We start from the raw sequence: 26,936 nt of genomic DNA, 5'->3' as shown, positions 1-26,936 counted from the left end.
GGGAACAGTATGTCCCTCGTACCTCCTTCCATAGTGTAGGCAAACTAATGAACATAAAGCGTCTTTCTTCCTCGCTGCTGTTCAGGATCATCGTGGCGATCATCCTGGGCATTGTGTGCAGCTTTTTCTTTCCTGATGGGTTAGCCCGAATTTTTGTAACCTTCAATGGTCTCTTCGGAAACTTCTTGGGCTTCTTCATTCCGGTTCTTATCTTCTCGCTCATTACTCCCGCCATCGCGGGCCTTGGCCGGGGTGCGGGTAAGTGGCTGGCGATTACAACTGGAATTGCTTATTGTTCTGCACTGGTCTCTGGGCTGATTTCCTGGGCTGTAGCTAATTCGATTTATCCGAAGCTTTTGGCAGGACAGCAAAATGTCCACGCATCTGACATTGAGGAAGGTGCTTTGACTCCTTATATCAGTGTGGATATGCCTGCCCCGATGGCTGTGATGACCGCCTTGATTCTTGCCTTTGTGGTGGGTGTGGCTATGACTACGGTTAAGTCCGACACGCTTTATTCTGGTGTTGCGGATCTGCGCCGTGTGGTGATGAAGGTTATTTCCTCCTTTATTGTCCCGTTGCTGCCTATTTACATCTTTGGCATGTTCCTCTCCCTGGGAATGAACGGAAACCTTGCCGATGTTCTTACCGCCTTTGCCAAGGTCTTGGTTCTGGCGATCTTTATGAGCTTTGTGCTTCTTGTTTTGCAGTTCCTCTTTGCTGGTGCCGTTGCAGGCAAGAATCCGCTGAGCTCCCTCAAGAACATGATGCCGGCCTACTTTACGGCTCTGGGAACTTCGTCTTCTGCTGCGACGATCCCTGTGACCTATGAGTCCGCTCTGAAGAATGGTGTGAGCAAGTCCGTGGCGGGCTTTGTGATTCCGCTGTGCGCGACGATCCACCTGTCCGGTTCGATGATGAAAATTACCTTGTTTGCGTTTGCCATCATGTTCATGGATGGCATGGATATTCCTTTGGCAACCGCACTCGGATTCATTTTGATGTTGGGCGTTACGATGGTTGCCGCACCGGGCGTTCCCGGCGGCGCAATCATGGCTGCTGTTGGCCTCTTGTCCTCAAGCCTTGGCTTTAACGACGATCAGGTGGCGCTCATGATCGCTGCTTATATCGCTATCGATTCCTTTGGTACCGCCTGCAACGTCACGGGCGATGGCGCTATTGCGATGGTGGTGGATAAGTTTGCAAAGGGATCTATTTCTCGCCACGATCTGGACGATGCTGATGACCTTGGCCTTGCTGCAGCTATCGCAGGTATCGACGCCAAAGAGTCAACAGATGATGTCGCAGCCAATAATGTATCTGCGTCTGGAGTGGATTCCGCTCAGAAGAATTAGACATGTCATGTCTCCTGCTCGATAAGGGGGCTGCACCAACCGCGTGTGGTTGGTGCAGCCCCCTTAGTGTGTGTTGTGGCGTGGCAGTCGAGTGTGGTGATCATCTCTAAAAAAATGACATCAGACGTCCTACGTCTTGGGTTTGTGGACTAAAATATGGGTATGGCAATAGAGGAAACCGTGCGTCGCTTCTTGGTCGGCGCCTATGCAGCAGTGCCCTCCGCGAGACAAGAACAAGAGTGGTTTTACGCAGGACTGGCGGAGCGTGGAATCGCAGATGCTCTGGAAATTCCTTTCCGTGATGACCTCTTTGATCCCATTGAGTGGCAGACGGAACATTTTGCCCATAGGTTTGAAGATTCAGTTCTCACGTTGATTCCAGGGACCATGCAACGTCTCGGCTCCTCCCCTACTTTTGGACTTGGCTCTTCTGATTCTGAAGGGAGGCAAGCCGCTATCGACCATGTGCTGCTAGCCGTAGAGAAAGCACATCAGCTCAATGACCTCACTGGCCAACGAACCATATCCAAGCTTCACGTGCATTCCGCACCTTCTGTGACTGCCCAAGAGGGCATGTTTGCCCAGTCGCTGGCGGAGAACTCAAGGATCGCGGGCTAGGGCTGGATCTGGTGATCGAGCACTGTGATGCGTATGTGCCGGAGTATCCCGGAGAGAAGCGTTTCTTGGATATTGAGGCAGAGGCTCGCGTTGCCCAGGAGCTGGGGCTCACGGTGACGGTGAACTGGGGGCGTAGCGTCATTGAAAGCCGAGATGCTGGACGGCCACGTGAGCACGTCGAAAAGCTTGTTGCTGCTGGAGTGCTTGGGGGCGTGATGATCTCAGGTGCTGGCAGTGAAGATAGCGTTTATGGCCCCGGTTGGGCAGATACTCACCTGCCACTAGTGGAGGCTGAGCCGATTTCCTGGTTGACTCCCGAGCGGGTTATTGAATGCGTGTAAGCAGCGCGAGGCCATGCTTCCTACTATGGGGTCAAGGTGCAGGTTCCGCCCACAAGCAGCGTCTCTGAGCGTCTGGATATCCTGGAGCGAACAAAAGCGACTATGGGGCTATAGCCGCGTTCGTTTCTCGCGGCAGCGGCAAGTGGCGGACAGTGGCTAGAATCCTTGTGTTGTCAATGTCCCCGTGCGTTATCGCCCTGCCTCTGAGGAACTTATGAAATTCATTGCTTATTCTGCGCAGAACACTCCCCTGCCTGGCGGGCCTGAACCGCGTCCGCTTTATGCAGGAACCCCGGAGTCGCGGGCATTGCGTGAGGAGTTTCTTAGCGCGGCGGGCAATCTCAATCAACGCATTGCGGACGACCCGGCCATCGATCCTTTTGCCATGCGGCGCTATATGAGCCAGTTGGGGCGGAGCCTTACTCGTTATGATTTTGAGGATTTCCCCGACAATGCCGAATCATGGGCGGCCGGGGCAAGCGTGTTGTTCTTGGATGAGCAGGGGGAGCTTTACGACGTCCACCGCCGCAACATCCTCGCCGGGGAGGCCCCTGCGGCAATCCTTAACACCCGCGCATTAGATCGTGCGCAATCTATCCGAAAAACGTTGTCTCAACAGGGGTTCCTAGTAGATTCCACTGCCATGCCCGTGCCAGACGTGACAGAAATGTTGCTACCGGCAGCTAGCGACGTTGTCGATCGCATCGTGTGCCTTGCCGTACTCGTAGATATCGCACGGGAGTTGTGGCGAGGAAAGAATCCCGACGTACAGGCAATGGCTGAACGTTATGATTTAGCGTTGGTCACGCTCACCGATTCCGAGCAGCGGCTTTGTGAGCTTTTTCTCGCATTGCTCCACTTGATAGAGAGCAGCGGCGCTCAGGAATGATGGCAGTGGCGGAGGTTCTGGATCAGGCGATCGTGGTGGAAACTCTGGCGTGGTGTGTGGGGTTGCTTGGCGATGAAGATATTCCCCAGGATCGCATTGGAACTGCCCATGCGCACCCCGTTAACCTGGTTAATCCCAAGGCTTTGTTTGTGCCTAAGCGACTCCTGGCTCGTTCTCCTGAGGGGTTATATCGGGTGGCGAGCTATCGGACTCTGGACGAGATCTGCACGGCGCATGAATACATCAGCACCTTGGACCAGCTTGCCCTGGCGCAACGCGAGGTTCTGGCGGATGGTGGCAGCGTAGAAGGTGAGCTTTTGGGAGAATCGCAAGTGGCAACAGTGCGGATGCGGGCGCTGGCCTTTACGTGGCTCACCCTCCCCTATGCGTCGTGGGATGAGCTAGTCGAGCGTTCCAATCGCTTGAGTTAACTTTTAGATATGGGGAAGAGATTAATTTCTTATATTGGGGGCTACCTGGTTTTATAAAGGATAAATGAAAGGTAGTCTTTTGCTGAGAAGGGTTTCTTATATGCCCTAGCGTGGGACAATTCAATCATTCGCACCTTGCGCACAATGAAAGGATGACCCCATGGCTGGAACATTCGAAGTTTATGAAGACAGGGCCGGTAAATTCCGCTTTCGCTTGAAGGCTGGAAACGGTGAGATCGTTGCCAGTGGCGAGGCATACGAGTCTAAGGCAAGCGCCATCAAGGGTACGGAAGCTGTACAGCGTGCCGCCGCAGGGGCAAAGCTGAAGGATCTGACCTAGCCTTAATGTGTTGTCCCACCTGGGCATACCCGGTGGATCACAGTAGCGGAAAGAACTCCGAAGGCCTCGTGTACGGTTGTGAACTACAGCGAGGCCTTTGTTATGTGAATTAAAACGCGAGTATAACTCGCATGACCTGCCGGAATCGCGGCAGCGTTTATGGTCTTGCTACGATGAGGTTCCATGGTTAATAGGATCGGCTTCGACCGCGAAAAATACATCGAGATGCAGTCCCAACACATCAGGGAGCGACGGGAAGCTCTCGGCGGGAAGCTATATCTGGAGATGGGCGGCAAGCTTTTCGACGACATGCACGCCTCCCGTGTTCTTCCAGGATTCACTCCAGACAACAAGATCGCGATGCTTGACCGCATCAAAGACGAAGTAGAGATCCTTGTCTGCATCAACGCCAAGGACCTGGAACGCCACAAGATTCGTGCCGATCTCGGTATTTCCTACGAGGAAGATGTCCTGCGGCTCGTAGACGTCTTCCGGGATCGTGGATTCCTAGCAGAGCACGTGGTGCTCACCCAATTGGAGGAAGGAAACCGCCTCGCCCTTGCCTTTATCGAGCGCCTAGAGCGTTTGGGGGTCAAGGTATCCAAGCACCGGGTTATTCCCGGCTACCCGATGGACACGAATCGCATTGTCTCCGAAGAAGGGTTCGGGCTTAACGAGTACGCGGACACGACACGGGACTTGGTTGTTGTCACCGCGCCGGGACCTGGATCGGGAAAACTCGCAACGTGTCTTTCGCAGGTGTATCACGAGCATAAGCGTGGCGTTCAGGCTGGCTATGCCAAGTTTGAGACCTTCCCAATCTGGAACCTCCCCCTGGAGCACCCTGTTAACCTGGCCTACGAGGCCGCCACAGTGGATCTTAACGATGCCAATATCATTGACCCATTCCACCTTGCTGCCTATGGCGAGCAAACCGTCAACTACAACCGTGACGTAGAGGCTTTCCCCTTGCTAAAGACGCTGCTCGAGCGACTACTGGGCAAGAGCCCCTATGAGTCTCCTACGGATATGGGCGTCAATATGGCAGGCAAATACATTTCTGATGATAGTGCGTGCCGGGAAGCCTCCGAGCAGGAAATCATTCGACGCTATTTCAAGGCGCTCGTGGATGAAGCCCGTGCGGGTTCCGACTCCATACAATCGGACCGTGCTGCAGTTGTCATGGCTAAAGCTGGCATCAAGTCCGATGCGCGCGTTGTGGTACAGCCTGCTCGTGCCGTTGCAGAGCGCACCTCACTTCCGGGATGTGCCATTGAACTTCCTAGCGGCCAGATAGTCACTGGGGCAACATCAGATTTGCTGGGATGCTCCTCCTCAATGCTGCTGAACGCATTGAAAGTACTGGCCGGGATTGATTATGAAGTCCATCTCCTCTCCCCCGAGGCTATTGAGCCGATTCAGACGCTGAAGACGCATCATCTGGGCAGCACCAATCCTCGCTTGCATACAGATGAGGTCTTGATCGCCCTCTCTGTTTCTGCAGCTACGGATCAGAACGCACAGAAAGCTCTTGACCAGCTGAAGAACCTGCGAGGCTGCGACGTACACACCACTACGATCCTGGGTTCTGTGGATGAGGGGATCTTCCGCAACCTTGGCGTCTTGGTTACCTCGGACCCCAAGTTCCAAAAGAATAAGCTGTACCAAAAGCGCTAATTCCTGGTTAATTCCACCCCTTGGGCCCAACTTCGGTTGGGCCTTTCTGCTGGGTAGGGTAAAGCGTGCGAAATTAGATTGTGCACAATAATTGTGCGCAATCTAATGCGGTGCAATGACTATTGAAGCGGCCCCATTTCCATGATTGACTTCCACATCTGCCATTCCGGGTCGGATGTGTCTTGTCGGGTCTCTGTGGGGGTGATGATGGTGCCGTCGTCAAAGAAAAGTCCCCCATGTCCGGTAGCTCCATAGCGAACAACTGGCGTTAGGTTCATGCCATCAAAGGAGAGTCGGGCGTTGGGGCGCACGTCGTATCCTGCAATGGCTGCAAGGGTTGGTGCAACGTCCAGACTGGATACGAGCTCCGAGCATTCCCATGAGGTGCTGGATACCTTGGTGTGGGGTAGGTTGGCATCGGTAACACCTGGCCAATGGAGTGACATGGCAATCTGTTCTTGTCCCTCGGGGTGTCCAACAAAAAAGACGGCGCGTTTGGAGGCTAGGGCTTCCGCGATGAGGGTGCCGTCGATAGTTGCGCGTTCAATGATGGGGATTCCGGAACGGGAGAAGTCATCGGTGACGTCGTCGATAAGCGATGCAAAGCGCGTGAGTGGATGCCGTTGGGGGTATTGCCCGGTGAGGAGTGCTACTCGGGCGGCGCGATAATCGGCGGAGGGGGCGAATGCTCGATTAAAGCGGAGGCCGGGGAGGGAATGAGGATCGAGTACGCGGCCGGTGACTACGGCAATATTCATGCCCTATAGTCTGCCACGTTCGGAAACCTTCCGGGATGTGCTGGTAGAAACTCATAGTTTCACGTGAAACATGGGCTGTTGTTGCCCATTGTACAACGGTAGGCTGGGAAACCATGACGACGACTCTCACTATGCCCGAAGACCGCGGCCACCTTATCTCCGCCAACACCTCTGCGTGTGGAGAAATACTCTTTATGTCGAGCATTCCAGATATGGCATTAGGCGGTTCTATTCGCGGCGGCGTGCCCGTTATTGCCCCGTGGTTTGGCAAACTTATGGGCCACGATGAACTTCAACATGGGTGGGCGTGCCGAAAGGAATGGGAGGTGCTGGAGACTTCGGGCGGGATTGATGCTCGAATGAATCACGATGATTGGGATCTGCGCCTGGCCGTTCAGTCGACGTCGCACGGCTTTGCCATGATGCTGAAGTGTAGGAATGCTTCTAGCGTTCGTCGAAACCTTCAGCTGGCATTTCACCCCTATTTTTATGTCGCTGATGTGCTGAACACCACCGTGGCAGCACCTCATGAGACCTTTACCTCGGACGGCAGCTTGTTAGAAGAATTCCGCCTTTCCGCTCCCGCGCCTTTGCTTATCGACGATGGCCAGCGACGCATCACGGTCAAAGGGCAAGAAACCGACCACTTTATTGTGTGGAACCCTGGCGAATGAGATGTCTGACATGGGTGCCGGGGAATGGCGGAACTTTGTTTGTGTTGAGCCTGCCCTCTTGGGAGAAGGCTCTGAGGGAGTGTCGGTGGCGCCGTGGGACTGGGTTCATATTGGTATGACTGTCCAGGTTGAAGCGACTCCCGAGTAAAGCGTGTGAGGTTGTGGGGCTAGAGGTCTGCGAGCAAGGCGTTGAGCCCCACTGTGAAGGGGGCTTCTGCGTAGATATTCTGCGAGGCTGTCTGGTCGGGGGGACGGACGGAATTGTGAAACTTTACAACTGCGTCGTGGAGGAAATCGGGGGTTGGGGTCATTCCGGTGGTGTCAAAAATATTTTCCGGAGCGTGCACATCAAATGCTGAGCCGTAGATAAAGGATTCTAGGGCGATGAGTCTCGGGAGGATGAGATGCGGCTCCAGGGCTGTGAGTTGTAAAACGTGGGCGGCTTTGTTGTATATCTTTACGGTTTCTGGTGCCCCAATGATGGGAAAAGTTGCGATGATTTGGACTAGCGGGAGGTGCTGGGAGAAGACGTCGCGATAGGAACGCGCCCAGGCGGCCAGGGCCTTCTTTGGGGATAGGGTGCCTGTGATTGCTGCGTCGAGGGGGGAGGTGTCCACGGAGGTCATCACCTCGTCTTGTATCACGATGAGGAGATCGGCTTTATTTCTCACGTGATTGTAAAGGGCGCTGGGGGCTACGCCTAGGTGGCGAGCTAGTGCTGCCATAGTCAGGGCTTCATACCCTCGGGTACTTGCGATGGAAAGTCCGGCCTGGGCGATTGCTGCCCGTGTGACCACTCCTTTTGAGGGTCGGCCGCGACCGCGCGGAGAATTCATTGCCATATACCCCTTGTTTCAACTCTCATATGTACTGTACAGTGACCCGCAACACAAAATGAATGGCATTCATTAATGTGCTGTAGTCCTTCTCGACTGGTTGATTTTCTCACAAATCTTCCAGTAGATCGTGCGGAGTAAAGGAGTTGGTAGTGATGACGAGTCCACAAAAGATAGAAAGCGACGTAGTAGTTATTGGAGCTGGACCGTCAGGACTTATGGCAGCCCGCACCCTCAAAGCGCAAGGGCTGAAAGTATGCGTGCTTGAAGCTCGTGCTCGCGTGGGTGGCCGGACCTGGAACGGAAAAGTCAAAGACGCTGACGGCGTAGAACACTTTATTGAGCTAGGCGGACAGTGGATTTCCCCAGACCAAACGCGACTTATAGAGCTGGTTTCAGAGCTGGGATTGGACACGTTCCCCCGCTATCGCGAGGGAAAATCGGTGTACGTGTCCCCCGATGGCACACGACATGTGTACCAGGAAGAATTCCCGGTTAGCCCCACTACGGCCGAGGAAATGGATCGGCTTATCCGGGAACTCGATCAGTTGACCTCGGAGATCGACCCGGCATCACCATGGATGCATCCGCGGGCTAAAGAACTAGACTCGATTTCTTTTCGCAGCTGGTTGGAGCAGCTTTCTAGCGATACCGAGGCGATAGACAACGTATCCATCTACGTCGCCTCGGGCATGCTCACAAAGCCGGCGCATACCTTTTCGGCATTGCAGGCGGCGCTCATGGCGGCGTCGGCAGGCTCTTTTAGCAACCTCGTAGATGAAGACTTCATCTTGGATAAGCGTGTTGTCGGCGGAATGCAGTCAGTATCGCTGGCCATGGCGCAGGAACTTGGCGATGCCGTGATTCTTGACTCGCCCGTACGTCGCTTAGAGTGGGCTACTCCCGATCCTGATACTGAAGATCCGCTCAATGGAGTGCTTGCCGACGTCCGCAACGGGGTCCCCGATAACGGCGCTCCGGGAAACGTGACTGCGTACTCGGACAAAGCGATAGTGAGCGCTCGATACGCTGTGCTTGCCATCCCTCCCAATCTGTACAGCAGGATTGATTATGTTCCGCCACTCCCCCGCGACCAACAGATCGTGCACCAGCACATCTCCATGGGGCTGGTCATCAAAGTTCACGCGGTCTACCCGACGCCCTTCTGGCGGGAAGAAGGCCTATCGGGAACCGGTTTTGGCGGAGGACACCTTGTTCAAGAGGTCTACGACAACACCAACTACGGTGAGAATTGTGCCTCGGGGCAACCCGACAAGGAAGACACATACGGCACCCTCGTGGGCTTTGTCTCCGATGTCTACGCCGAGGACATGTGGCACCTTTCTGCGTCGGAACGCAAAAAACGCATCCTTGAGGCGATGTCCATGTACTTGGGGCCCAAGACTATGGAACCGATAGCTTTTTACCTTTCCGATATGGCTGCGGAAGAGTGGACGCGAGGCGCCTATGCCACCAGCTATGACCTCGGTGGACTTTCTCGGTGGGGACATTTGCAAAACCAGCCAACCGGCCCGATCTACTACTCGTGTTCAGACATCGCTGCTGAGGGATATCAGCACGTGGACGGGGCGATACGCATGGGCGAACACGTCGCGCGTGCGATTGCCGCGAGGGGTTAACCATGGATTTTCCCCATCGACGTGCCTCAGGGCGGATATTGGTCGCTTATGTTGCCACCGACTACGGCAAAGACGCTCTCAACCTTGGGATAGCTCTGGCCAAAGAACGGGACGTAAGCCTGGACATCGTGATGATTGCTCCCCGCAGTAATTCCTTTTCTGGGGTATATCCACATGACCGAGGCTATTCCTCGATTCTGGAAGAGCACATTGCAACGTGGTTAGAAGAAGCCCTTGCCAGCATCCCCAAAGACATCGATGCGACAGCCCGAATCGTCCTGGGAGACTCAGAGGCAGAAGCCCTGAACGACGCTGCGGTGGAACTGAACTGTGACATGATCGTTGTAGGTGCACGTAAAGGCGGGATACTCAGCCGGTTCCACATGGGTGCTGCGGTCAACGCTTTGCTGCATTCCGCGACGGTTCCCATTGCTTTGGCACCTAAAGGGTATGCGTATCCAGGGCCGATTTCTCGTCTTACCTGTATGTTTGGCCCTCGTGCGGGAAGCGTGGACGTGATAAGTAACGCCATTGATCGGGCTAGCAAGCGCGGCGTGGAACTCAGACTAGTGTCTCTGGTCATTCATGGGGAATCGGACTTGCAGGGCCTAGGCAATGATGTCCCCAACGCCATCCGACAGTATGCCGACCGCGTTCTTGGTGATATAGCCCAGCACATGCTTGACGACGGAAAAGCGAGCACCGTAGTAGCCAGCGGGAATTCCGTGGAAGACGCGGTATCAGACCTTGCGTGGGATCCCGGAGAGATCGTTATTGTTGGCTCCTCGCGGTTGGCTGTTCCTGGGCGTTTGTTTATTGGTACGACGGCTTCCCGGATGCTGCGCTCAGTGCCTGTGCCCATGGTCGTCATCCCCAACGGATATATGAGGGGAGGTGAGACAGATGGCTGAGATCATTATTGAATCCGAAAAAGGCCTGGCAAAAAACCGTGTGGGACTCATCGGCGCGGTGATCATTGGTATCAGTTGCATTGCCCCCACTTACACGCTGACGTCGGGTTTAGGTCCCACCATTTCAGCGGTGGGCAAATACGTTCCTTCGATCCTGTTGTTGGGCTTTATCCCTATGCTGCTGGTTGCGTTTGCATACCGAGAGCTCAACAACCGAGTCCCTGATTCCGGCACCTCATTTACGTGGGCAACAAAGGCTTTTGGGCCCTGGGTCGGCTGGATAGGCGGATGGGGGCTTATCACAGCAACCATTCTGGTTCTTTCCAACCTAGCCGCCGTGGCGGTGGACTTCTTTTATCTCTTGCTAGCCCAGGTACTAGGTAACCCCGCGATCGGTGAGTGGACGCGGAATCTGTGGATCAATATTCCCACGACACTCGTGTTCATCGCGATTGCCGGTTATGTTTCTTATCGCGGTCTGGAGTCTACGCAGAAGCTGCAATATGTACTGGTGGCAGTGCAGATCATTGCGGTGGTGGTTTTTGATGTTGTGGCAATTTTCCGGGCCTATCATCATGGCGGTTTTGATTTCACGCCGTTCACCATGCAGTGGTTCAACCCACTAGACATTGGCAATTTTTCCCTGGTCGCTGCTGGCATATCGCTGTCTATCTTCATGTTTTGGGGCTGGGATGTAACGCTGACCATGAATGAGGAAACAAAGAACCCGGAGAAAACGCCTGGTAGGGCAGCTACCATTACGGTAGTCACGATTATTCTCCTTTATTTGCTTACCGCTGTAGCCGTGGTTACGTGGGCCGGAACGGGCGACCAAGGACTTGGAGCGGGTAACCCGGAGAATCAGTCCTCTATTTTTGCAGCTTTGTCCTTTCCCGTTCTCGGAAACTATGCAGTCTTGATTTATATTGCAGTTCTGTTCAGTTCTTTTGCATCGCTGCAATCGACGATGGTGGGGCCTGCGCGGACGCTTTTGGCTATGGGCTATTATCGTGCACTGCCGCCAGCTTTTGGTCGAGTGAGCCCTCGGTTTAGAACCCCCAGCGTGGCCACAATTGCTTCCGCTGTGGCTGCAGGAGTTTTTTACACCATCACTCGCATCATCTCCGAGAATGCACTGTGGGATACGATCTCTACCCTCGGGCTGATGATTTGCTTCTACTATGGGGTCACTGCGGTGGCATGCATCTGGTATTTCCGCACGGAACTCTTCACCTCAGCGCACAACATCATTTTTAAATTCCTTTTCCCCGTTTTAGGTGGAGGATCCCTCCTGGTGATGTTCTTTATCACCGCGTTTGACTCGATGTCCCCGGACTATGGTTCGGGTTCGTCCCTGATGGGAATGGGAACTGTTTTTGTGTTGGGGATGGGCATTTTGATCATGGGCATTCTTCTGATGATTTTTACTCGCGTTGCACATCCCGATTTCTTTTTAGGAAGGACGTTAAGACGTAACACCTCCCGCGCCGATGACAACCTCACGTTGATTACTACATAAAGGAGCACAACGATGTATCGAGTTCAAAACCCTGTGAACAATCAGATCGTAGAGAAGTTTGATAACGCCACGGATCTCGACGTGGACAAAGCGCTAGAGAGTGCGGCTGCTGCCTATCGAGACTGGGGAGCGCGGACCTTTGCGGAGCGCGCGCAGATCGTTGGTCGGGTGGCTGACTTGTTCCATGAGCGCAAGGAAGAGCTGTCTCATATTGCTGCCGCTGAGATGGGTAAGCCGCTTTCAGAGGGAATCGAAGAAGCGGAGTTCTCAGGGGACATAATTCAGTACTACGTGGATAACGGCGAAAGCTTTGCCAAGGATCAGAGCATTCCCACTGGTGAGGGCACAGCAAGGTACGTCGCTTGCCGATAGGCCCGCTCGTGGGCATCATGCCATGGAACTTTCCCTTTTATCAGATCGCGCGTTTTGTAGGGCCTAACCTCATGCTGGGAAACACGATCGTCTTGAAGCACGCTGAGATTTGTCCCCGTTCTGCGCTGGCTGTGCAACAGATTATGGATGATGCTGGGGTACCCGAAGGCGTGTACACCAATCTCTTTGCCACTCATGATCAGATTTCGCGAATCATCGAAGAGGGAGTATCCCTCACTGGTTCCGAACGCGCCGGGGCAATCGTGGGTGCCAAAGCGGGTGCTAGCCTCAAAAAGGCGGTACTGGAACTTGGTGGCTCAGATCCTTATATTGTGTTGGATACTGCAGACGTGAAGGCGGCCGCGCGCACTGCGTGGGATACTCGAATGTATAACACCGGGCAGGCGTGTAATTCCAACAAACGCATGATCGTGATGGCCGATATATATGATGAGTTCGTCGACGAGCTCGTTTCTCTTGCGCAGCAGTCGGTGCCTGCCACACCCGATACAGCTGGTGATAACACGTATTGCCCCCTGTCCTCCAGGGAAGCTGCGGAAAATCTGGATAAACAGGTGAAAGCTGCCGTTACCGCAGGTGCGAAACTTCTTGCCGGAGGGAAGCTAGCAGAAAAAGGTGCGTACTACTCCCCCGCCGTGCTTGTTGACGTCCCCCGAAGAAGCGACGAATACTACGAGGAGCTGTTCGGACCGGTAGCCGTGGTGTACAAGGCGGAAAGTGATGACGAAGCGTTGGAGCTGGCCAATGATTGTCCCTTTGGCCTCGGTGGAGCGGTGTTCTCCCAAGACGCAGAGCGTGCGGCTCAGGTTGCCAGGCGACTAGAGGTGGGCATGGCAAATGTGAACACTCCGGCGGGAGAAGGCGCTGAATTGCCCTTTGGTGGAGTGAAGCGTTCCGGTTTTGGCCGCGAGCTGGGACCACTGGGCATGGATGAGTTTGTGAACAAACAGTTGTACTACGTGCAAGACTAGTATGCGCGTAGTACTTAGGGGGTCGGGTGCTGTAGCCGATCCCCTTTTGTATGAGCGCCATGACTCATGAGTAGGAGAAGAAGCTCGGCCCTGGTCACGGGATCGTTAAGGTTGATAGAGCAGAGATCCTCGATGTGGTGGAGATGATTACGCATGGTGTGTCTGTGGATGCCGAGCTGTTGGGCTGCGGCGGCAGCGTTGCCGTTGTGTCGTAAAAACGCCTCAAGTGTTGCCCGGTAGGCGCTATTGTTCGTGCAATCGTGCTCGTCCAAGGTATCGATTGTGCGCAATCTATGTGCGGCTGTGAGTCGGAGAAACTCGGGATTGTTAAACCAGGAATCATGGTGTGTGCTTGTGCTGGAGGTGCCTAGCATCAGATTCTGCGCCTGTACGCTTAGGCGCTCCACCAGCTCCGGGGTGAGGTCAGAAGGCGTCAGAGGGTCGCTGAAAGCAATGCGCAGCTGATGACGCGGCCCTATGGCCTGCATAAACAATGATTCCGATGTGCCGGCGTGCACTGCGATGGCGCTGGTACTGCCCAGGGCAATAGCGACTGTGCGTGGGACAGTGGCTGATGGGGTTGGTTTGGTCAGGCGGTTGAGTGCCTTGGTGATAGCTAAAGGAGAATCGGCATGGATATAGGCAATCTGTAGGGCATTGTCGTGATTGCTCAGCGCGGATAAAACGTGCTGTGCAGTTTCTGTCAGGAGGGGATGTTGGGCAAGGATGCCTAGTGCTAGTTTTTCTGCCTCATGGGAGTCATTCCCGTGATTGTGGGCAAGGATTTCTATGAGTCCTGAGGCGTGTTTGATCAAACTACGCGCGCGTGCGTCAAACCCCGTGGCGGAAGCAAGAACCAGCAGTAAAAAACCATCACCAGTGCCCAAACGCTGGGTCATTGTGACCACATCGCCGCTGTTCAAGACGGCTTCCCTTATGTTTCCCTCCCGGATAAGCGCGCGTGCACGCTGTGCAACGCCATAGTGGTCATTGTCTGGGGAGAATATGAGGGTGCCCGCTGCATCACTTAACGCCGCGTCCGCGGTAATACTTGATGCAAGCTCATGCAAGAGCTGGGTTATTCCCCCGCGCAGTGCTGCGGAATTGAGCGCCTCCTGTGCTGTATGTAGTGATTCTTGGGCGACGGTTCGGCGTCGCAGAATCTCCTGGTGTACCCGCGCTTGGATGGAGACGAAAGGGATTGCGCGGGGGACGTCGAAAAGCCCAATGCTGTGCGCTATACATGCCGCAATGAGCGATGGGGGTGGGTGCGGGTAAATGACCCCGCTGCCAAAACCGATCGCGACAACACCGCAGGAAGCTAGTCGTGAGACATAGTCGGCGGCATCTGCCTCGGTGCCCCAGGCAATTCCTGTAGTGAGTACGATCGCGCCGGGTGCGAGGAATTCCGTGGGGTCTGGCATTTCTGTGGGGTGGACGGAGCAAAACTCTACGTCAGCGGCAATAATTTCAGTGAGCTTGAGAGAGCGTTGTTGATAAAGCCAGGTGAGGTCAGGGATTCTTGTCCTAGTGGTGTGGTGTGACGCTGCTCCGACGACATAGGAAAACTCTAGCTGTGATTAGACATTGTGTCGATAAGTCTTTGAAAAATTATCCACTTTGTATATGTACTGTGTCACGTATTTCTTTTTACACTGGTGCACATCACAGATAGAGTGTCCGTGATCACAAACGTGATTGGAGAATGATGAAAGATCTCACTTACCGTCTCCCGCAGGTTCGCAAGGTAGCAGAGGCCCCCGGTCCGCACAGCGCCGAACTGGATACACGCAGGCAAAAGGCCGTCGCACGCGCGCTCAACCCGGGATTGCCCGATTATGTTGTGGATGCCGACGGGGGCGTGCTTGTCGACGCCGACGGTAACTCGTGGATCGATTTCGCCTCCGGCATCGCCGTGACCACCGTTGGAGGATCCAACCAGGCCGTCGCGGATGCAGTATCCGATGCAGTACGACGCTTCACTCACACCAGCTTCATGGTCTCCCCCTACGAGTCCTATGTGGCAGTTGCCGAGATGCTTGCGGAGCTCACCCCAGGAGATCACGCAAAAAAGTCCGTTCTTTTAAACTCTGGTGCGGAAGCCGTAGAAAATGCCATCAAGATCGCCCGCGCATATACCGGCAAGCAAGCTGTGATCGTCTTTGATAATGCCTACCATGGGCGCACCAACCTCACGATGGCAATGACGGCAAAGAACAAGCCCTACAAGACCGGGTTCGGTCCCCTGGCGGGAGACGTATTCCGGGCACCGATGTCTTATCCGTTGCGCGACAATAAAAGTGGCGCCGAGGCCGCAGCAGATGCGATTCACATGATCGAGACACAGATTGGTGCGGAAAACATTGCTTGTCTGGTGATCGAGCCGATTCAAGGTGAGGGTGGCTTCATTGTCCCTGCTCAGGGCTTTTTGCCTGCTATTTCCCAGTGGTGTACGGAAAATAATGTAGTTTTTGTTGCCGATGAGATTCAGGCCGGATTCTGCCGTACGGGTGAGTGGTTTGCCTGCGATCATGAAGGCGTAGTCCCGGACCTGATCACCACGGCAAAAGGCATCGCGGGCGGACTGCCCTTGTCGGCGGTTACCGGACGCGCGGAGATGATGGATGCTCCGGTGGTGGGCGGCCTGGGTGGAACCTATGGTGGCAACCCCATCGCCTGTGCGGCGTCGCTCGCGGCTGTTGCAGAGATGAAGCGCTGGGATTTGCGCCAGCGGGCACTAGACATCGAGGCCATTGTGCGTGAGGTGCTCGATCCTTTGACAAAGGAGCTGGACACGGTTGCCGAGATTCGCGGTCGCGGAGCAATGGTAGCTCTGGAGCTTGTCGACGCCCACGGAAAACCTAATCCTAATCTCACAGCGCGAGTTGCTGCGGCGTGTAAGAAGCAGGGGATCCTGATCCTGACATGTGGAATTGACGGAAATGTGATTCGGCTGCTTCCGCCCGTGGTTATAAGCGAAAGCTTGCTGCGTGAGGGCTTGGGAATTCTCTGCGATTCCCTTCGTGAAGAGTCCGGGCGATAGGAGGAGGGCCATGACTAGTGCCCTTTTGCCTGTAATTCCTACGGGGGTGCGTATCGGCACTCAGGTTCAGGACCTAACGGAGACCTTTTCTGTTGTCGATCCCGCCACGGAGAAAGAACTAGTTCACGTTAGTGATGCAGGATCGACGGAATGGATGCGCGCCCTTGATCTGGCAGATAAGGCGTTTGCTGAGTGGTCCGCGTGGCCTTCAAGAAAACGGTCACAGGTTCTCTACGAGATTTTTCATGAGATAGAGGAGCGTCGTGACGATTTTGCTCGGACAATGACCTTGGAGATGGGAAAGCCGTTTGTGGAAGCCCAAGGTGAAGTGAGCTATGGAAATGAGTACTTTCGGTGGTTTGCGGAGGAATCTGTGCGCGTGCAGGGCCGCTTCTCCCCCGCTCCTGGCGGCAACGGACACATCCTGACAACCCACACGCCGGTAGGACCCGTGTTGGCGATTACGCCGTGGAATTTTCCCCTAGCAATGGCTACTCGCAAGATCGCGCCAGCTCTTGCCGCGGGGTGTCCGATCATAGTGAAACCTGCTGCAGAGACTCCCCTGACGCTGCTTTTCCTCGGCGCGGTGATCTCCGAGGTATTGGAACGTCATGATGCTCCCGACGGGGTGTTTTCTGTTATCCCAACCACTCGCGCTGCTGCTTTATCGCAGGAGCTCATGGCAGACTCACGGTTGCGTAAAGTCACGTTCACGGGATCGACTCCCGTGGGGAAAACTCTCGTCCGGCAGTCGGCAGACACCTTGCAGAGGACATCGATGGAGTTGGGGGGAAATGCGCCCTTTGTGATGCACAAAGACGCTGACCTTGATCTTGTTGTGAGCTGCGCGCTACAGGCAAAGATGCGCAACGGCGGGGAGGCCTGCATCGCGGCTAACCGCTTCCTGGTTCATGAGGAGATTGCAGAAGAATTCACCCGCAGGCTAACCGAACTGATGGAAGGCTATGTGCTTGGGCATGGTCTAGAGCAGTCGACCACGCTGGGGCCAATGATCACTGAGCGGCAGCGGGACCGGATTGCTGAGTTGGTCGCTGACGCTGTCTCAGACGGCGCGCACATTCAGTGCGGTGGCGTGGTTCCCGATGGTCCTGGTTATTTTTACCCCGCGACTGTGCTGACTCAGGTGGCTCCGGACTCGCGCATAATGCATGAGGAAATTTTTGGCCCGGTAGCCACGATAACGGTTTTTTCTGATCTCGCAGAGGCGATTTCTCTGGCTAATCAAACGCAGTTTGGCCTGGCAGCTTATGGATTCAGCGAGAACGTCCATACTGCTCAACGGCTCGCCACCGAGCTTAATGCCGGAATGGTTGGCATCAATCGCGGTGCTATTTCGGACCCCGCTGCTCCTTTCGGAGGGGTAAAAGAATCCGGTTTTGGTCGGGAAGGCGGAGTCGAAGGAATTTTTGAGTACTTAGACATCCGCTACGTGGCGTGGCAATAGCGAGAAAACAAGGAGTTGTATGCCCTTCAATAAACAAGCCCTGACGTTGCCAACCCACAACGCTGGGAAAGCTCGCACAGACCATGGCGAGCATCATCAAGAACACCATAATCACCGGATTACCCTGGCCCAGGGCATCGCATTGATTTTTGGTACGAATATCGGCGCGGGTATTTTGAGTATCCCTTATGCCTCCCGTGATGGTGGTTTTTATCCCTCGTCATCGCACTCATCATTGCGGGCACGTTGACCACCTTTTCTATGCTCTATGTGGCGGAGGTGGCGCTGCGCACTCAAGAAGACTTCCAGCTTTCGGGGCTCGCGGAAAAGTATCTTGGCCAGGCCGGCCGATGGCTTGTGTTTGTGGCCATTATGGTGAACGGGATCGGGGCCCTGATCGCATATGCCTCGGGGTCGGGTTCACTTCTGCATAACCTTCTTGGGCTTCCGCCGACTCTGGGAACAGTCATCTTTTTCATCGTGGGTGCAGCGGTGATGTGGATTGGGCTGCATGCCACAGGTATCGCGGAAGGTGCTATCACCACAGCGATGGCGCTGATCATCGTCATTTTGTGCGGATGGACCTTTATCGGCCCGGGTATCACCATCTCTAACGTGGTGGTGCTGAATCCCGCATTCATCATTCCCATCATGAATTTGGCAGTTTTTACGTTTCTCGCCCAATATGTGGTGCCGGAACTCGCTCGTGGGCTACGCGACCATAATCCGAACGCCATACCTCACGCGGTTGTGGCCGGGATGGGAATCACCGGTTTTACCTTGGCGATTGTCCCCTTCGCCGCGCTTGGCTTGCTGGGTACCGACGTCACGGAAGTGATCACCATTGCCTGGGGTGATTCCTTGGGCACCGTGGCCTTTTATCTGGCTAATATCTTTGCTCTTTGCGCCATGTTGACGTCGTTTCTGGCGATTGGCTTTACGACAATGCGCAACGTCCTGAATATCTTCCACTGGAAGGAAACCGGCTGGCAGCGAATCGCAGCGCTGTCCCTTACCGTGATTCCGCCGCTGGTGATTTTCTTTGCCGGTTTTACGGGATTTGTGGCTGCCCTGACGTATGCAGGTGGTTTTGCCGGTGCGATTATGTCTATTATCCCGGTTTTGTTGCTTCGTGCTGCTAGGGCACACGGTAACCGCAACCCGGAATGGCGGGTTACCTGGCAGGCTCATCCGTTGATTCAATTAACCATTGTGGTGGTTTATTGTGCGGCATTTTTCTATTCTTTGTGGTCGCTCGTGGCGGGGTGACGGTTGTGGGGTGAAAAATATATATCTGGGCGTAAAACCCGTAAAAAGTGGTTGTGAGCTTGAGTTTTGTGTCGGTATACGGTGAAATGTGTGGGAAAAATTTTCCTGCTAATTGCCTGTAGAGTCTTCAGAGCAAGTTGATATATTTTTCTAGGTATCGCCTTCGGAATCCCCGCCACCGCTATGGCTTCTGATTTTGACAACATCACCCCCACCATCGCTACCGTTGAAGATCGAGCGGCATCACAAATCGGATTTGCTAAGCCAGACTATCTAGGCGAAGTCGGACCTGTGGGCGACTCCCACGTCTTCAGCTATGGCTACAAGTTCTACGGCACCCAGAAGTCTGCCGATGCGATTACGCACTGGATTCATGGCGGACTCTTTACTCCGACCGGAGAAACTGAGCTGGGTAACCAGACTCTGACCCTGCCATCGGGTGAAGTGGTCCAGCCTGGCCAGACTGTGGCTCTTGATATCTCTAACCAGTACTTCAGCGTCGTGCGCAACGCTACCGTGAGATAAAATTTGAGAGTATAATAAGGCTCACCGCCTCCCTGCCTGATATCTGTGTGGAATCTTCAGGCAAGAAGGCAGTGAGCTTGTTTTCCGGTTTCCGCCTGGTAAGGGCGGAGCTTATTAGCCCAGCAAACCTGCAGTGCGCAGGATTGCTGCGATGTCATCGCGGGACTCGGCGTCGTCGATAGGCGCGAGTGGTGCGGACATCAAGTTTGAAGAGAACACGCCCATGAGTTCAAGGGCGGTCTTGAAGGAGCCGACGCCGGCAGCCGGTCCGACTTTGCCGCGCGGCTGGAAGACGATCTCAAAGAGTGCGGCGAGACGATCCTGCTCAGTGCGTACGGTCTCCCAATCGCTGGACTGAGCTGCCTTCCACATGCGGACGTAGCCTGCGGGGTCGACGTTGCCCAGGCCGGGGACGCAGCCGTCGGCACCAGCGATGAAAGATCCATCTACTACTGCCTCGTGGCCGGTCAGCAGGGTCAGCGGTGAACCAGCTGCCTTGTTGAGCATCACCAAGCGGCGGAAAGAAACATCGTCGCCAGAGGAATCCTTCACACCTGCGAGAACGCCGTCCTTGCCAAGCTTGACCAACATTTCGGAGGACAACTTGGAGTGCACGCACACGGGGATGTCATAGGCAATGATGGGAAGCTCGGTGGCCTCTGCGATGGCGCGGAAGTGTGCTTCGATCTCGTTGGGGCCACAGATGGCATAGAAGGGAGCCGTGACAACCACAGCGTCCACGCCAGCTGCCTCTGCCTGGCGAACATGCTTGATTACGCGGTTTGCCTGAGTGTCAATGACTCCGGCGTACACGGGCACGCGGCCCTTGGCCAGCTTCACGATCTCGTTGATAACGATGCCGCGATCCTCATCGCTGAGGAATGCGACTTCGCCGGAGGATCCCAGGGCGAACAAACCGTCGACACCAGCACCGATGAGGTGCTCAACAAGACGAGCGAGCGATTCCAGGTCAAGGCTGCGATCAGCGTGCAGCGGTGTGAGGACTGGGGGGACGATACCGGAAACAATGGAAGACATGGTAAAACTCGATTCTTAAAAACGTATTTAGAGGAGGGACGGCGTTGCGGCAAGCAGCGTCTTTGTGTATTCCTGCTGAGGCTGAGAGAAGAGAAGCTCGGTGGGTTGTTCCTCAATAATCTCGCCCTTGTACATCACGCACATGCGGTCGGAGACATAACGCACGGTGTTGATATCGTGCGAAATGAACACGAGGCCGAGTCCCAATTCATTGCGTAGGTCGGTGAGCAGGTTGAGAATCTGTGCACGCACCGAGACGTCAAGCGCAGAAGTAGGCTCATCAGCGATGATCACATCCGGTTCCAGCGCAAGCGCACGGGCAATAGCCACGCGCTGACGTTGGCCACCAGAGATCTGACGGGGCAGAACATCAAGAGCGGATTGTGGGAGGCCCACGAGGCTCAGGAGAACGCGGACCCTCTTGAGACGACCGGCTTCATCGTCGATCTTATGCACGCGCATGGGATCGAGGAGCTGGTCCTTGACCGTCATACGTGGATTCAGCGCAGTGGCTGGATCCTGGAAAACAACGGAGATGGCACGGCCCAACTCTTTACGCTGGTGACCGCGTCCCGTCATTTTCTCCCCACGGAAGTAAACCTCGCCGCTGGTGGGCTTCTGCAGACCGACCATGACGCGGGCTAGCGTGGATTTACCGCAGCCGGACTCGCCAACGATGCCAACAACCTGGCCACGGTCAACGTGGAAGTTGATGTCCTTGTTGGCGTGAAGGGTTTCGGGGCGGAAGAGCTTTCCAGTGCGCGTTTTGTGGATCACGTTGACGTCGCGAAGCTCAATGATAGGAGCATCGCTGTCACGACCCGTGAGATTGTTGCGCTGCTGCATCTGGGGATTACTCATCGGATTTCACCTTCCAAACCTTCAACATCGAGGTTGCTGCTAGCGGCTGCTTCCTCGCGGCGCAGTGCGAGCAACGCATCTGTGGCGGCAAAGCAGTGGGTCTCTGAACCGTCAACAAGGCGGAGGAGCGGACGCTGATCCAAGCCCGTGGTCGGGTAGCTGGAACGCGGTGCAAAGCGGTCACCGATAACAAACTCGCGAGGGCTCGGCACGGTTCCCGGTACCTGGTAGAGACGATCCGCGCCAGCTTCGATGGACAGCACAGCACCCAGGAGGCCTCGGGTGTACTCATGCTGCGGTTTGGAGAGAAGCTCGCGGGTATTACCCTGCTCGACGACCTGACCTGCGTACATGACCGTGATCTTGTGAGCTAGCTTAGCCACCAAAGCAAGGTCGTGGCTGACAAAGACCATGGAGAAACCGAGCTTTTCACGCAGGTCATTGAGCAAATCGACGACCTGGTGCTGCACGGTTACGTCGAGAGCTGTTGTCGGCTCGTCGGCGATAAGCAGGCGCGGGTTGCGTGTAAGAGCCATAGCGATGAGCACACGTTGGCGCTGACCACCGGAAAGCTCATGCGGATAAGACTTGAGGGTACGCACTGGGTCAAGACCGACAAGCTCCATCAGCTCTTCTGCAGTGCGCTTTCCACCACGGCGGATCAGCTGCTGCAGTTGCGTGCGAATCAACATCGAGGGGTTCAAAGAGCTCAGGGCATCTTGATAGATCATGGCCATGTCATGTCCGCGGAGGGCATTGTGCTCTTCTGGCTTAAGATCGAGAAGATTCTTGCCGTCAAAGAGGATTTCACCAGTGATCTTGGCGGTGGGCGGAAGTAGACCCATGATGGCCATAGACACCAGGGACTTGCCACAGCCCGACTCGCCCACGAGGCCCATCGTCTGGCCCGGTGACACGGTGAAGTTCACTTTATCCACAATGCTCACGTCGCCGTGCGCAGCAGGGAAAGCAATGGAGAGATCCTTGACCTGAATCAGTGGTGCCTCGCCGCGGGTATAAACAAGCCGGCGGTCTTCACTCATTTCCGCTTCTCGGAGAGCTGCGAGAGAGGTGTTCAGCGAGCGAGCCGCTTCCTTCTCTGTGGACTGGCCGAGGGTATTGCGGGTATCGATGCTGGGGTCGTTGTCGGAGACCTTTGCGGTGAGCTTGATGCGTGGCGACGCCATGGCGTCGGTAAGCCCCTCGGAGAGGATGTTCAGCGCGAGCACAGTCACAAGGATCATGAGGCCGGGGAAGAAGGTAGGCCACCAGGAACCGGTAAGGAGAAGCTGCTTACCATCAGCGAGGATGTTGCCCCATGATGGTGAAGGTGGCTTCACACCAGCGTTAATAAAGGACAGGGAGGCCTCGAACACGATGGCGTCTGCAACCAGCACCGTAGCAAAAACTGCAATGGGGGAGATCGTGTTGCGAGCAACATGCTTGATCAGGATATGAGGGATCTGAGCGCCCATCACCTTGGCCGCAGAGACGTAATCCTCACCGAACTCGCTGAGCACATTAGCTCGCACGATGCGGGAAAGCTGCGGAACATAGAGGAAGCCAATAGCAAAGACCAAGACCGGAATGGACGTGCCAAAGACGGCAACGAACACAGCTGCAAGAGCGATACTGGGGAAGGACATGATGATGTCCAAGATGCGCATCAGAACTTCAGAGACGACCTTGCCGGCAGTCGCTGCGATAGAGCCAATGACCGCAGCCACGACGAGCGCTGCACCAGTGGCGCACAGGCCGATGATCAGCGATGCGCGGGCGCCATAGGCCACACGAGCAAAGATATCGCGTCCAATGGCGTCGGTGCCAAACCAGTGTTCACCGCTTGGCGGCTGAACTGGCGTAGAAGACGCTAGCGGGTCATATGCAGTGATGAGTGGCGCAAAGATGGCCATGAGCGCGACCAACGTAAGGAACGTCAGCGCTACCTTGGAGGTAACAGGCAAAGAACGAATTCCGGCGAACCGCTGCCCTGCGCGATTTTCGAGTTTTTCAGTCAGGTTGCGTCGCATTAGATGCTCCTGATGCGTGGGTTGACGAGCACATAAAGCATGTCAACGATGATGTTGATGATGATGAACGTGATAGCGACGGTGAGGGTAACACCCTGAACGAGGTAAACATCGTTGCGGGTAACGCCGTCGAGGATCAGCTGACCCATAGCCTGGATGTTGAAGATGATCTCGATGATCACCGCGCCACCCATGAGGTAACCAACGCGGAGGCCCAGAACCGTGATTGGGGTAATGAGCGCATTCCGGAGAACGTTGCGGGAGATGACTTCAGCCTTGGGGATACCGGAGCCGATGGCAGTACGCACGTAATCCTTGTCGAGCTCCTCCACCATGGCGGTACGCACCACGCGGGTGAGTGAGCCAGCAACGGGAACGGCCAAGGCCACAGCCGGGAGGAAGAGGTTATTGAGGTAAACGCCAGGGTCCTCGGTGAACTTCACCCATGAGGTAATCAACGCAGGGAACAGTCCCCATGCGCCGGGGATCGTGCCTAGCCACTGGATGAGCAAGATAGCCAACCAGAAAGAAGGGGTGGCCAGTGCGGCGATGGAGACAACGCGGATTACCTGATCGGGCCACTTGTCTCGGTAGAGGGCTGCGATGACGCCAAAGACGAGGGAGAACACGGCAGCGAGGATCAACCCTAAGAAGGTGAGCTGCAGCGTAATCGGGAATGCCTTAGCGACGACGTCTGTGACGGAGGCGCTACCAGTTGTGGTACCAAGATCGCCGTGGAGCATGTCCACGAGGAAGTGGTAGTACCGCACCAACAGGGGGTCGTTGAGGCCGTGGGACTCACGGTATTCTTCGAGTGCCTCCAGAGAAGCCGTCTCTCCTAGCGCCAGGCGCGCGGGATCGGCAGGGCTGAAGGACATGATGAAGAACACCAAGAAGGTCACGCCAAGGATCATGATGGGTAGCGCGATTAGGCGCCGACCGATCAGTCGTAGCAGGTTAGACATAGTAAATGTCCTGACTTTCGTGCGATGTACGTGTGCAAAGGCTCAACCGGAGAGGAGGGAGCCTCATCTTTACAAGTTGGCGCGGAAAACGTAGGTGCTCGGAGAGAGTCTTATATGTAGCGCCGTGGTTCTTTGCGGCCGATAGTGGCCTAAGGATGGGGTTACATAAGGCCTCAACGTGCGATGTTCGATTTCGAGACCCTGTATGTGTTTCCGTGAGCTTGCGCTCGACGGGGTGAAACGCTCTGTGTAGTTATTGTGCGCCCAATCGGGGTGTTGAACAGCGCGTAGGAAACACAGCTGCCGTGACCCCCCTAGGGCAACGTGGGAGTTCTCCTCCCAGCCAGCGTGCTTCCCATCGGAAGACCTATGGAGCGGCATAGCTGGCTGGGATGTGGAGAAGGTGTTTTTACTTGGTGGAACCAACGCCGACGAAGTTCAGACCAGTCAGAGAGATCGGCTTGAAGTCGACGAGCGAGGAAGCATCCCATGCGGTTGGCACCTTGCGGTGGAACAGCGGGTAGAGCGGGACGTTCTCGGAGATGAGGTCGAGGGCTTCGTTCCACTTATTTTTCTGCTCAGTAGCATTTGTGGACTTGAGGCCTGCGTCGAGGATCTCCTGCAGCTTGGTGTACTCAGGGGTGCCCTTCCAGTGCATACGGGACTCGGTCCAGGTGTCTCCGGAGTACCACCAGCGCATAAGCAGGTCGGGGTCGAGGCCGAAGACGCTGGGGTCGCCGGGGGCAATGACCACGTCGTATGCTTCTGGCTTGCCGTCGATGGTGTTGTACACGTCGGAAGACTTCTTCTCGGTCAAATCAACCTTGATGCCGATTGCAGAGAGCGACTCCTGGATCAGCGGGGTGCACTTCTTTACCCAGTCGTGGTCGGTGCACAGCATGCGCAGTTCTTTGAGCCCGGTCTCAGCGAAGAGCTTCTTGGCCTTCTCTGCGTCGTGAGCGTACTGAACCTTTGCCTCGTGGTACTGCGGGTGCTCCTTGTACAGGAACGAGGTGACAGGGCTTGCCTGGCCCAAGAGAGCAGTCTCGATGATCTGCTTGATGTTCACACCGTAGAGGAATGCCTGGCGGTTCTTTACATCGCTGAAGGGGTTCGACTTATCGTTGTTGAACATGGCAAACAGCAAGCCAAAGCCCTGAACTGATTCCACGGAAGAGCTGGACTTCAGCTGCTCAATGGAGAGGTAAGGGATGGAGTCGATAGCTTGAACCGTCTTGGACTGGATGGCATTGGTACGGGTCGATGCATCCGGGATGATCTGCCAGACCATGTTCTTGGCAAGCGCTGGCTTTGGACCGTTGTAGTCCTCGAAACGCTCGAACTTGATGGTCTTGGAGGTGCCACCATTGTCGGTCATCTTGTAGGCGCCGGAGCCGATGGGGTTAGCAGCGAACTTGTCCAGGTTTGCCTGGACTAGGGCCTTGGGGACGATCTTGACTACTGCGAGGCGGCTAGCAAAGACGCCGGTCTCTTCGGTGAGGGTGAAGGTGACGGTCTTGTCGTCCTTCTTTGCAACCTTCTCGATGAAGGGGATGAAGGATGCGTACAGGCTCTTATTTGCCTTGTCGAGGACGCGCTCGAAGGAGAACACAACGTCGTCGGCGGTGACAGGGGTGCCATCGTGGAACTTTGCGCCGTCGCGAAGCATAACGTCGATCGACTTGCCCTCGCCCTTAGGCAGTTCCTTTGCCAATGCGGCGTAGGGCTCGCCGTTGGTTGGGTTGAGCTCCGTGAGGCCCTCCATGGTGTGCCAGTTTGCTGCAACGGTCAGTGCTGCAGTGGTGGACATGGGGTCGAAGCCGTTGGTTCCGAGTTCATAAGAGATAGCTGCCGTGATGGTGCCATCTTTGTTCAATGAACCGGCACTCGCGCCTGCCGAGGGGCTCGAGGTGTCATTCCCCTTAGGGGCGCAAGCAGAGAGGGTGGCTGCGAAACCAGCCGCTGCGCCGAAAGCGGAAGTGATCTTAAAGAAATCGCGGCGAGTGTACTTTTTTTCTGAAGCATTGCTCATGGGTTATTCCTTTCCCCAAGTGTGCGTACAAGATGTCTTGCTGCGGCGACCAGCTTGGATGGGTGGCAGTTGCCGTGTCGCGGGTCATTCTAAAGAATACATCAGACGTCTGACGTCCGCTAGGTTTTGTGTTAGGATTTCAATCGAAGTTGCCAAACAGCACTGTGATCATGCTTGTTTCTCCCCCGCTTTATACCCCATGTGTGGGAGGACGCGGATCCCCTGCTGCTAGGAAAAACCGCAGCACACAGAAACCAGCACTTAAAAATTCTCTCACACCGAATAGCTGCAGATAAGGGCTATTTTTGGTAGTCAAGAGGCATGTTTATCGGTCCATCAGCATGTCCGATCGGCC

At 55.3% G+C, this 26,936-nt stretch carries 17 protein-coding genes and 5 pseudogenes; 14 read left to right on the top strand and 8 right to left on the bottom strand.

What is annotated here, in order from left to right:
• The first annotated feature begins 47 nt into the window (after positions 1 to 47).
• From CBE74_RS24360 to CBE74_RS24330, 5 genes and pseudogenes are all read left to right on the top strand, one after another.
• Positions 48 to 1,355, top strand: a complete 1,308-nt coding sequence (locus tag CBE74_RS24360) for a dicarboxylate/amino acid:cation symporter (RefSeq protein WP_087454776.1) — start codon at positions 48 to 50, stop codon at positions 1,353 to 1,355.
• A gap of 162 nt (positions 1,356 to 1,517) precedes the next feature.
• Positions 1,518 to 2,428 (top strand): annotated as a pseudogene (locus tag CBE74_RS24695) (DUF4862 family protein).
• Between the two features lie 100 nt (positions 2,429 to 2,528).
• A pseudogene (locus tag CBE74_RS24690) lies at positions 2,529 to 3,634 on the top strand (DUF4272 domain-containing protein).
• A gap of 160 nt (positions 3,635 to 3,794) precedes the next feature.
• Positions 3,795 to 3,974, top strand: coding sequence for a YegP family protein (locus CBE74_RS24335; protein WP_013912656.1), 180 nt, complete (start codon positions 3,795 to 3,797; stop codon positions 3,972 to 3,974).
• 183 nt (positions 3,975 to 4,157) lie between these two features.
• Entirely contained in the window at positions 4,158 to 5,651 is a 1,494-nt protein-coding gene (locus CBE74_RS24330; RefSeq protein WP_087454775.1) for a DUF1846 domain-containing protein, read from the top strand.
• 119 nt (positions 5,652 to 5,770) lie between these two features.
• Here CBE74_RS24330 and CBE74_RS24325 read toward each other — a convergent pair whose 3' ends face one another.
• A complete protein-coding gene (locus tag CBE74_RS24325) occupies positions 5,771 to 6,409 on the bottom strand; it encodes a hypothetical protein (RefSeq protein ID WP_087454774.1) in 639 nt (212 codons plus the stop codon).
• A gap of 113 nt (positions 6,410 to 6,522) precedes the next feature.
• On the opposite strand from CBE74_RS24325, the pseudogene CBE74_RS24320 reads away from it, so the two are divergent.
• Positions 6,523 to 7,231 (top strand): annotated as a pseudogene (locus CBE74_RS24320) (aldose epimerase family protein).
• A 19-nt stretch (positions 7,232 to 7,250) separates the two neighbouring features.
• Here the strand turns inward: CBE74_RS24320 and CBE74_RS24315 are convergent.
• Entirely contained in the window at positions 7,251 to 7,925 is a 675-nt protein-coding gene (locus tag CBE74_RS24315; protein ID WP_225870219.1) for a TetR/AcrR family transcriptional regulator, read from the bottom strand.
• A 149-nt stretch (positions 7,926 to 8,074) separates the two neighbouring features.
• Between CBE74_RS24315 and CBE74_RS24310 the strand changes: the two genes are divergently transcribed.
• From CBE74_RS24310 to CBE74_RS24295, 4 genes and pseudogenes are all read left to right on the top strand, one after another.
• Positions 8,075 to 9,559 (top strand): flavin monoamine oxidase family protein, encoded by a 1,485-nt coding sequence (locus tag CBE74_RS24310; protein ID WP_087454772.1) that lies wholly within the window; start codon positions 8,075 to 8,077, stop codon positions 9,557 to 9,559.
• A 2-nt stretch (positions 9,560 to 9,561) separates the two neighbouring features.
• Positions 9,562 to 10,470 carry a universal stress protein gene (locus CBE74_RS24305; protein ID WP_087454771.1) on the top strand — a complete coding sequence of 303 codons (909 nt, stop codon included), beginning with the start codon at positions 9,562 to 9,564 and terminating at the stop codon, positions 10,468 to 10,470.
• Positions 10,463 to 11,989, top strand: coding sequence for an APC family permease (locus CBE74_RS24300; RefSeq protein ID WP_087454770.1), 1,527 nt, complete (start codon positions 10,463 to 10,465; stop codon positions 11,987 to 11,989). The genes CBE74_RS24305 and CBE74_RS24300 overlap by 8 nt, the downstream gene beginning before the upstream one ends.
• A 12-nt stretch (positions 11,990 to 12,001) precedes the next feature.
• Positions 12,002 to 13,353 (top strand): annotated as a pseudogene (locus CBE74_RS24295) (NAD-dependent succinate-semialdehyde dehydrogenase).
• 14 nt (positions 13,354 to 13,367) lie between these two features.
• On the opposite strand, the gene CBE74_RS24290 reads toward CBE74_RS24295, so the two are convergent.
• Positions 13,368 to 14,777 carry a PucR family transcriptional regulator gene (locus tag CBE74_RS24290; RefSeq protein WP_225871193.1) on the bottom strand — a complete coding sequence of 470 codons (1,410 nt, stop codon included), beginning with the start codon at positions 14,775 to 14,777 and terminating at the stop codon, positions 13,368 to 13,370.
• 284 nt (positions 14,778 to 15,061) lie between these two features.
• Between CBE74_RS24290 and gabT the strand changes: the two genes are divergently transcribed.
• The 4 genes and pseudogenes from gabT (at position 15,062) to CBE74_RS24270 (ending at position 19,655) form a co-directional block, all read left to right on the top strand.
• Positions 15,062 to 16,396: a 4-aminobutyrate--2-oxoglutarate transaminase gene (gabT, locus tag CBE74_RS24285; RefSeq protein WP_087454769.1), complete on the top strand. Its 1,335-nt coding sequence runs from the start codon at positions 15,062 to 15,064 to the stop codon at positions 16,394 to 16,396.
• Positions 16,397 to 16,406: 10 nt separating this feature from the next.
• Positions 16,407 to 17,861, top strand: a complete 1,455-nt coding sequence (locus tag CBE74_RS24280) for an NAD-dependent succinate-semialdehyde dehydrogenase (RefSeq protein WP_087454768.1) — start codon at positions 16,407 to 16,409, stop codon at positions 17,859 to 17,861.
• A gap of 19 nt (positions 17,862 to 17,880) precedes the next feature.
• A pseudogene (locus tag CBE74_RS24275) lies at positions 17,881 to 19,130 on the top strand (aromatic amino acid transport family protein).
• A 183-nt stretch (positions 19,131 to 19,313) separates the two neighbouring features.
• The gene (locus CBE74_RS24270) at positions 19,314 to 19,655 is read left to right on the top strand and encodes a hypothetical protein (RefSeq protein WP_225870220.1); all 342 of its coding nucleotides are present in this window, start codon (positions 19,314 to 19,316) and stop codon (positions 19,653 to 19,655) included.
• A 114-nt stretch (positions 19,656 to 19,769) separates the two neighbouring features.
• Here CBE74_RS24270 and CBE74_RS24265 read toward each other — a convergent pair whose 3' ends face one another.
• From CBE74_RS24265 to CBE74_RS24245, 5 genes are all read right to left on the bottom strand, one after another.
• Entirely contained in the window at positions 19,770 to 20,693 is a 924-nt protein-coding gene (locus CBE74_RS24265; RefSeq protein ID WP_087454766.1) for a dihydrodipicolinate synthase family protein, read from the bottom strand.
• Positions 20,694 to 20,720: 27 nt separating this feature from the next.
• Positions 20,721 to 21,554, bottom strand: coding sequence for an ABC transporter ATP-binding protein (locus CBE74_RS24260; protein ID WP_087454765.1), 834 nt, complete (start codon positions 21,552 to 21,554; stop codon positions 20,721 to 20,723).
• Positions 21,551 to 23,584: a dipeptide/oligopeptide/nickel ABC transporter permease/ATP-binding protein gene (locus tag CBE74_RS24255; RefSeq protein WP_087454764.1), complete on the bottom strand. Its 2,034-nt coding sequence runs from the start codon at positions 23,582 to 23,584 to the stop codon at positions 21,551 to 21,553. Before CBE74_RS24255 ends, CBE74_RS24260 begins: the two co-directional genes overlap by 4 nt.
• The gene (locus CBE74_RS24250) at positions 23,584 to 24,549 is read right to left on the bottom strand and encodes an ABC transporter permease (RefSeq protein WP_087454763.1); all 966 of its coding nucleotides are present in this window, start codon (positions 24,547 to 24,549) and stop codon (positions 23,584 to 23,586) included. Before CBE74_RS24250 ends, CBE74_RS24255 begins: the two co-directional genes overlap by 1 nt.
• Positions 24,550 to 24,958: 409 nt before the next feature.
• Positions 24,959 to 26,581: an ABC transporter substrate-binding protein gene (locus CBE74_RS24245; protein WP_087454762.1), complete on the bottom strand. Its 1,623-nt coding sequence runs from the start codon at positions 26,579 to 26,581 to the stop codon at positions 24,959 to 24,961.
• Positions 26,582 to 26,936 lie beyond the last annotated feature (355 nt).

It is taken from the genome of Corynebacterium silvaticum (assembly GCF_002162115.2).
GTDB classification, from domain to species: domain Bacteria; phylum Actinomycetota; class Actinomycetes; order Mycobacteriales; family Mycobacteriaceae; genus Corynebacterium; species Corynebacterium silvaticum.
This window is presented reverse-complemented; position numbering and strand designations above follow the sequence as displayed.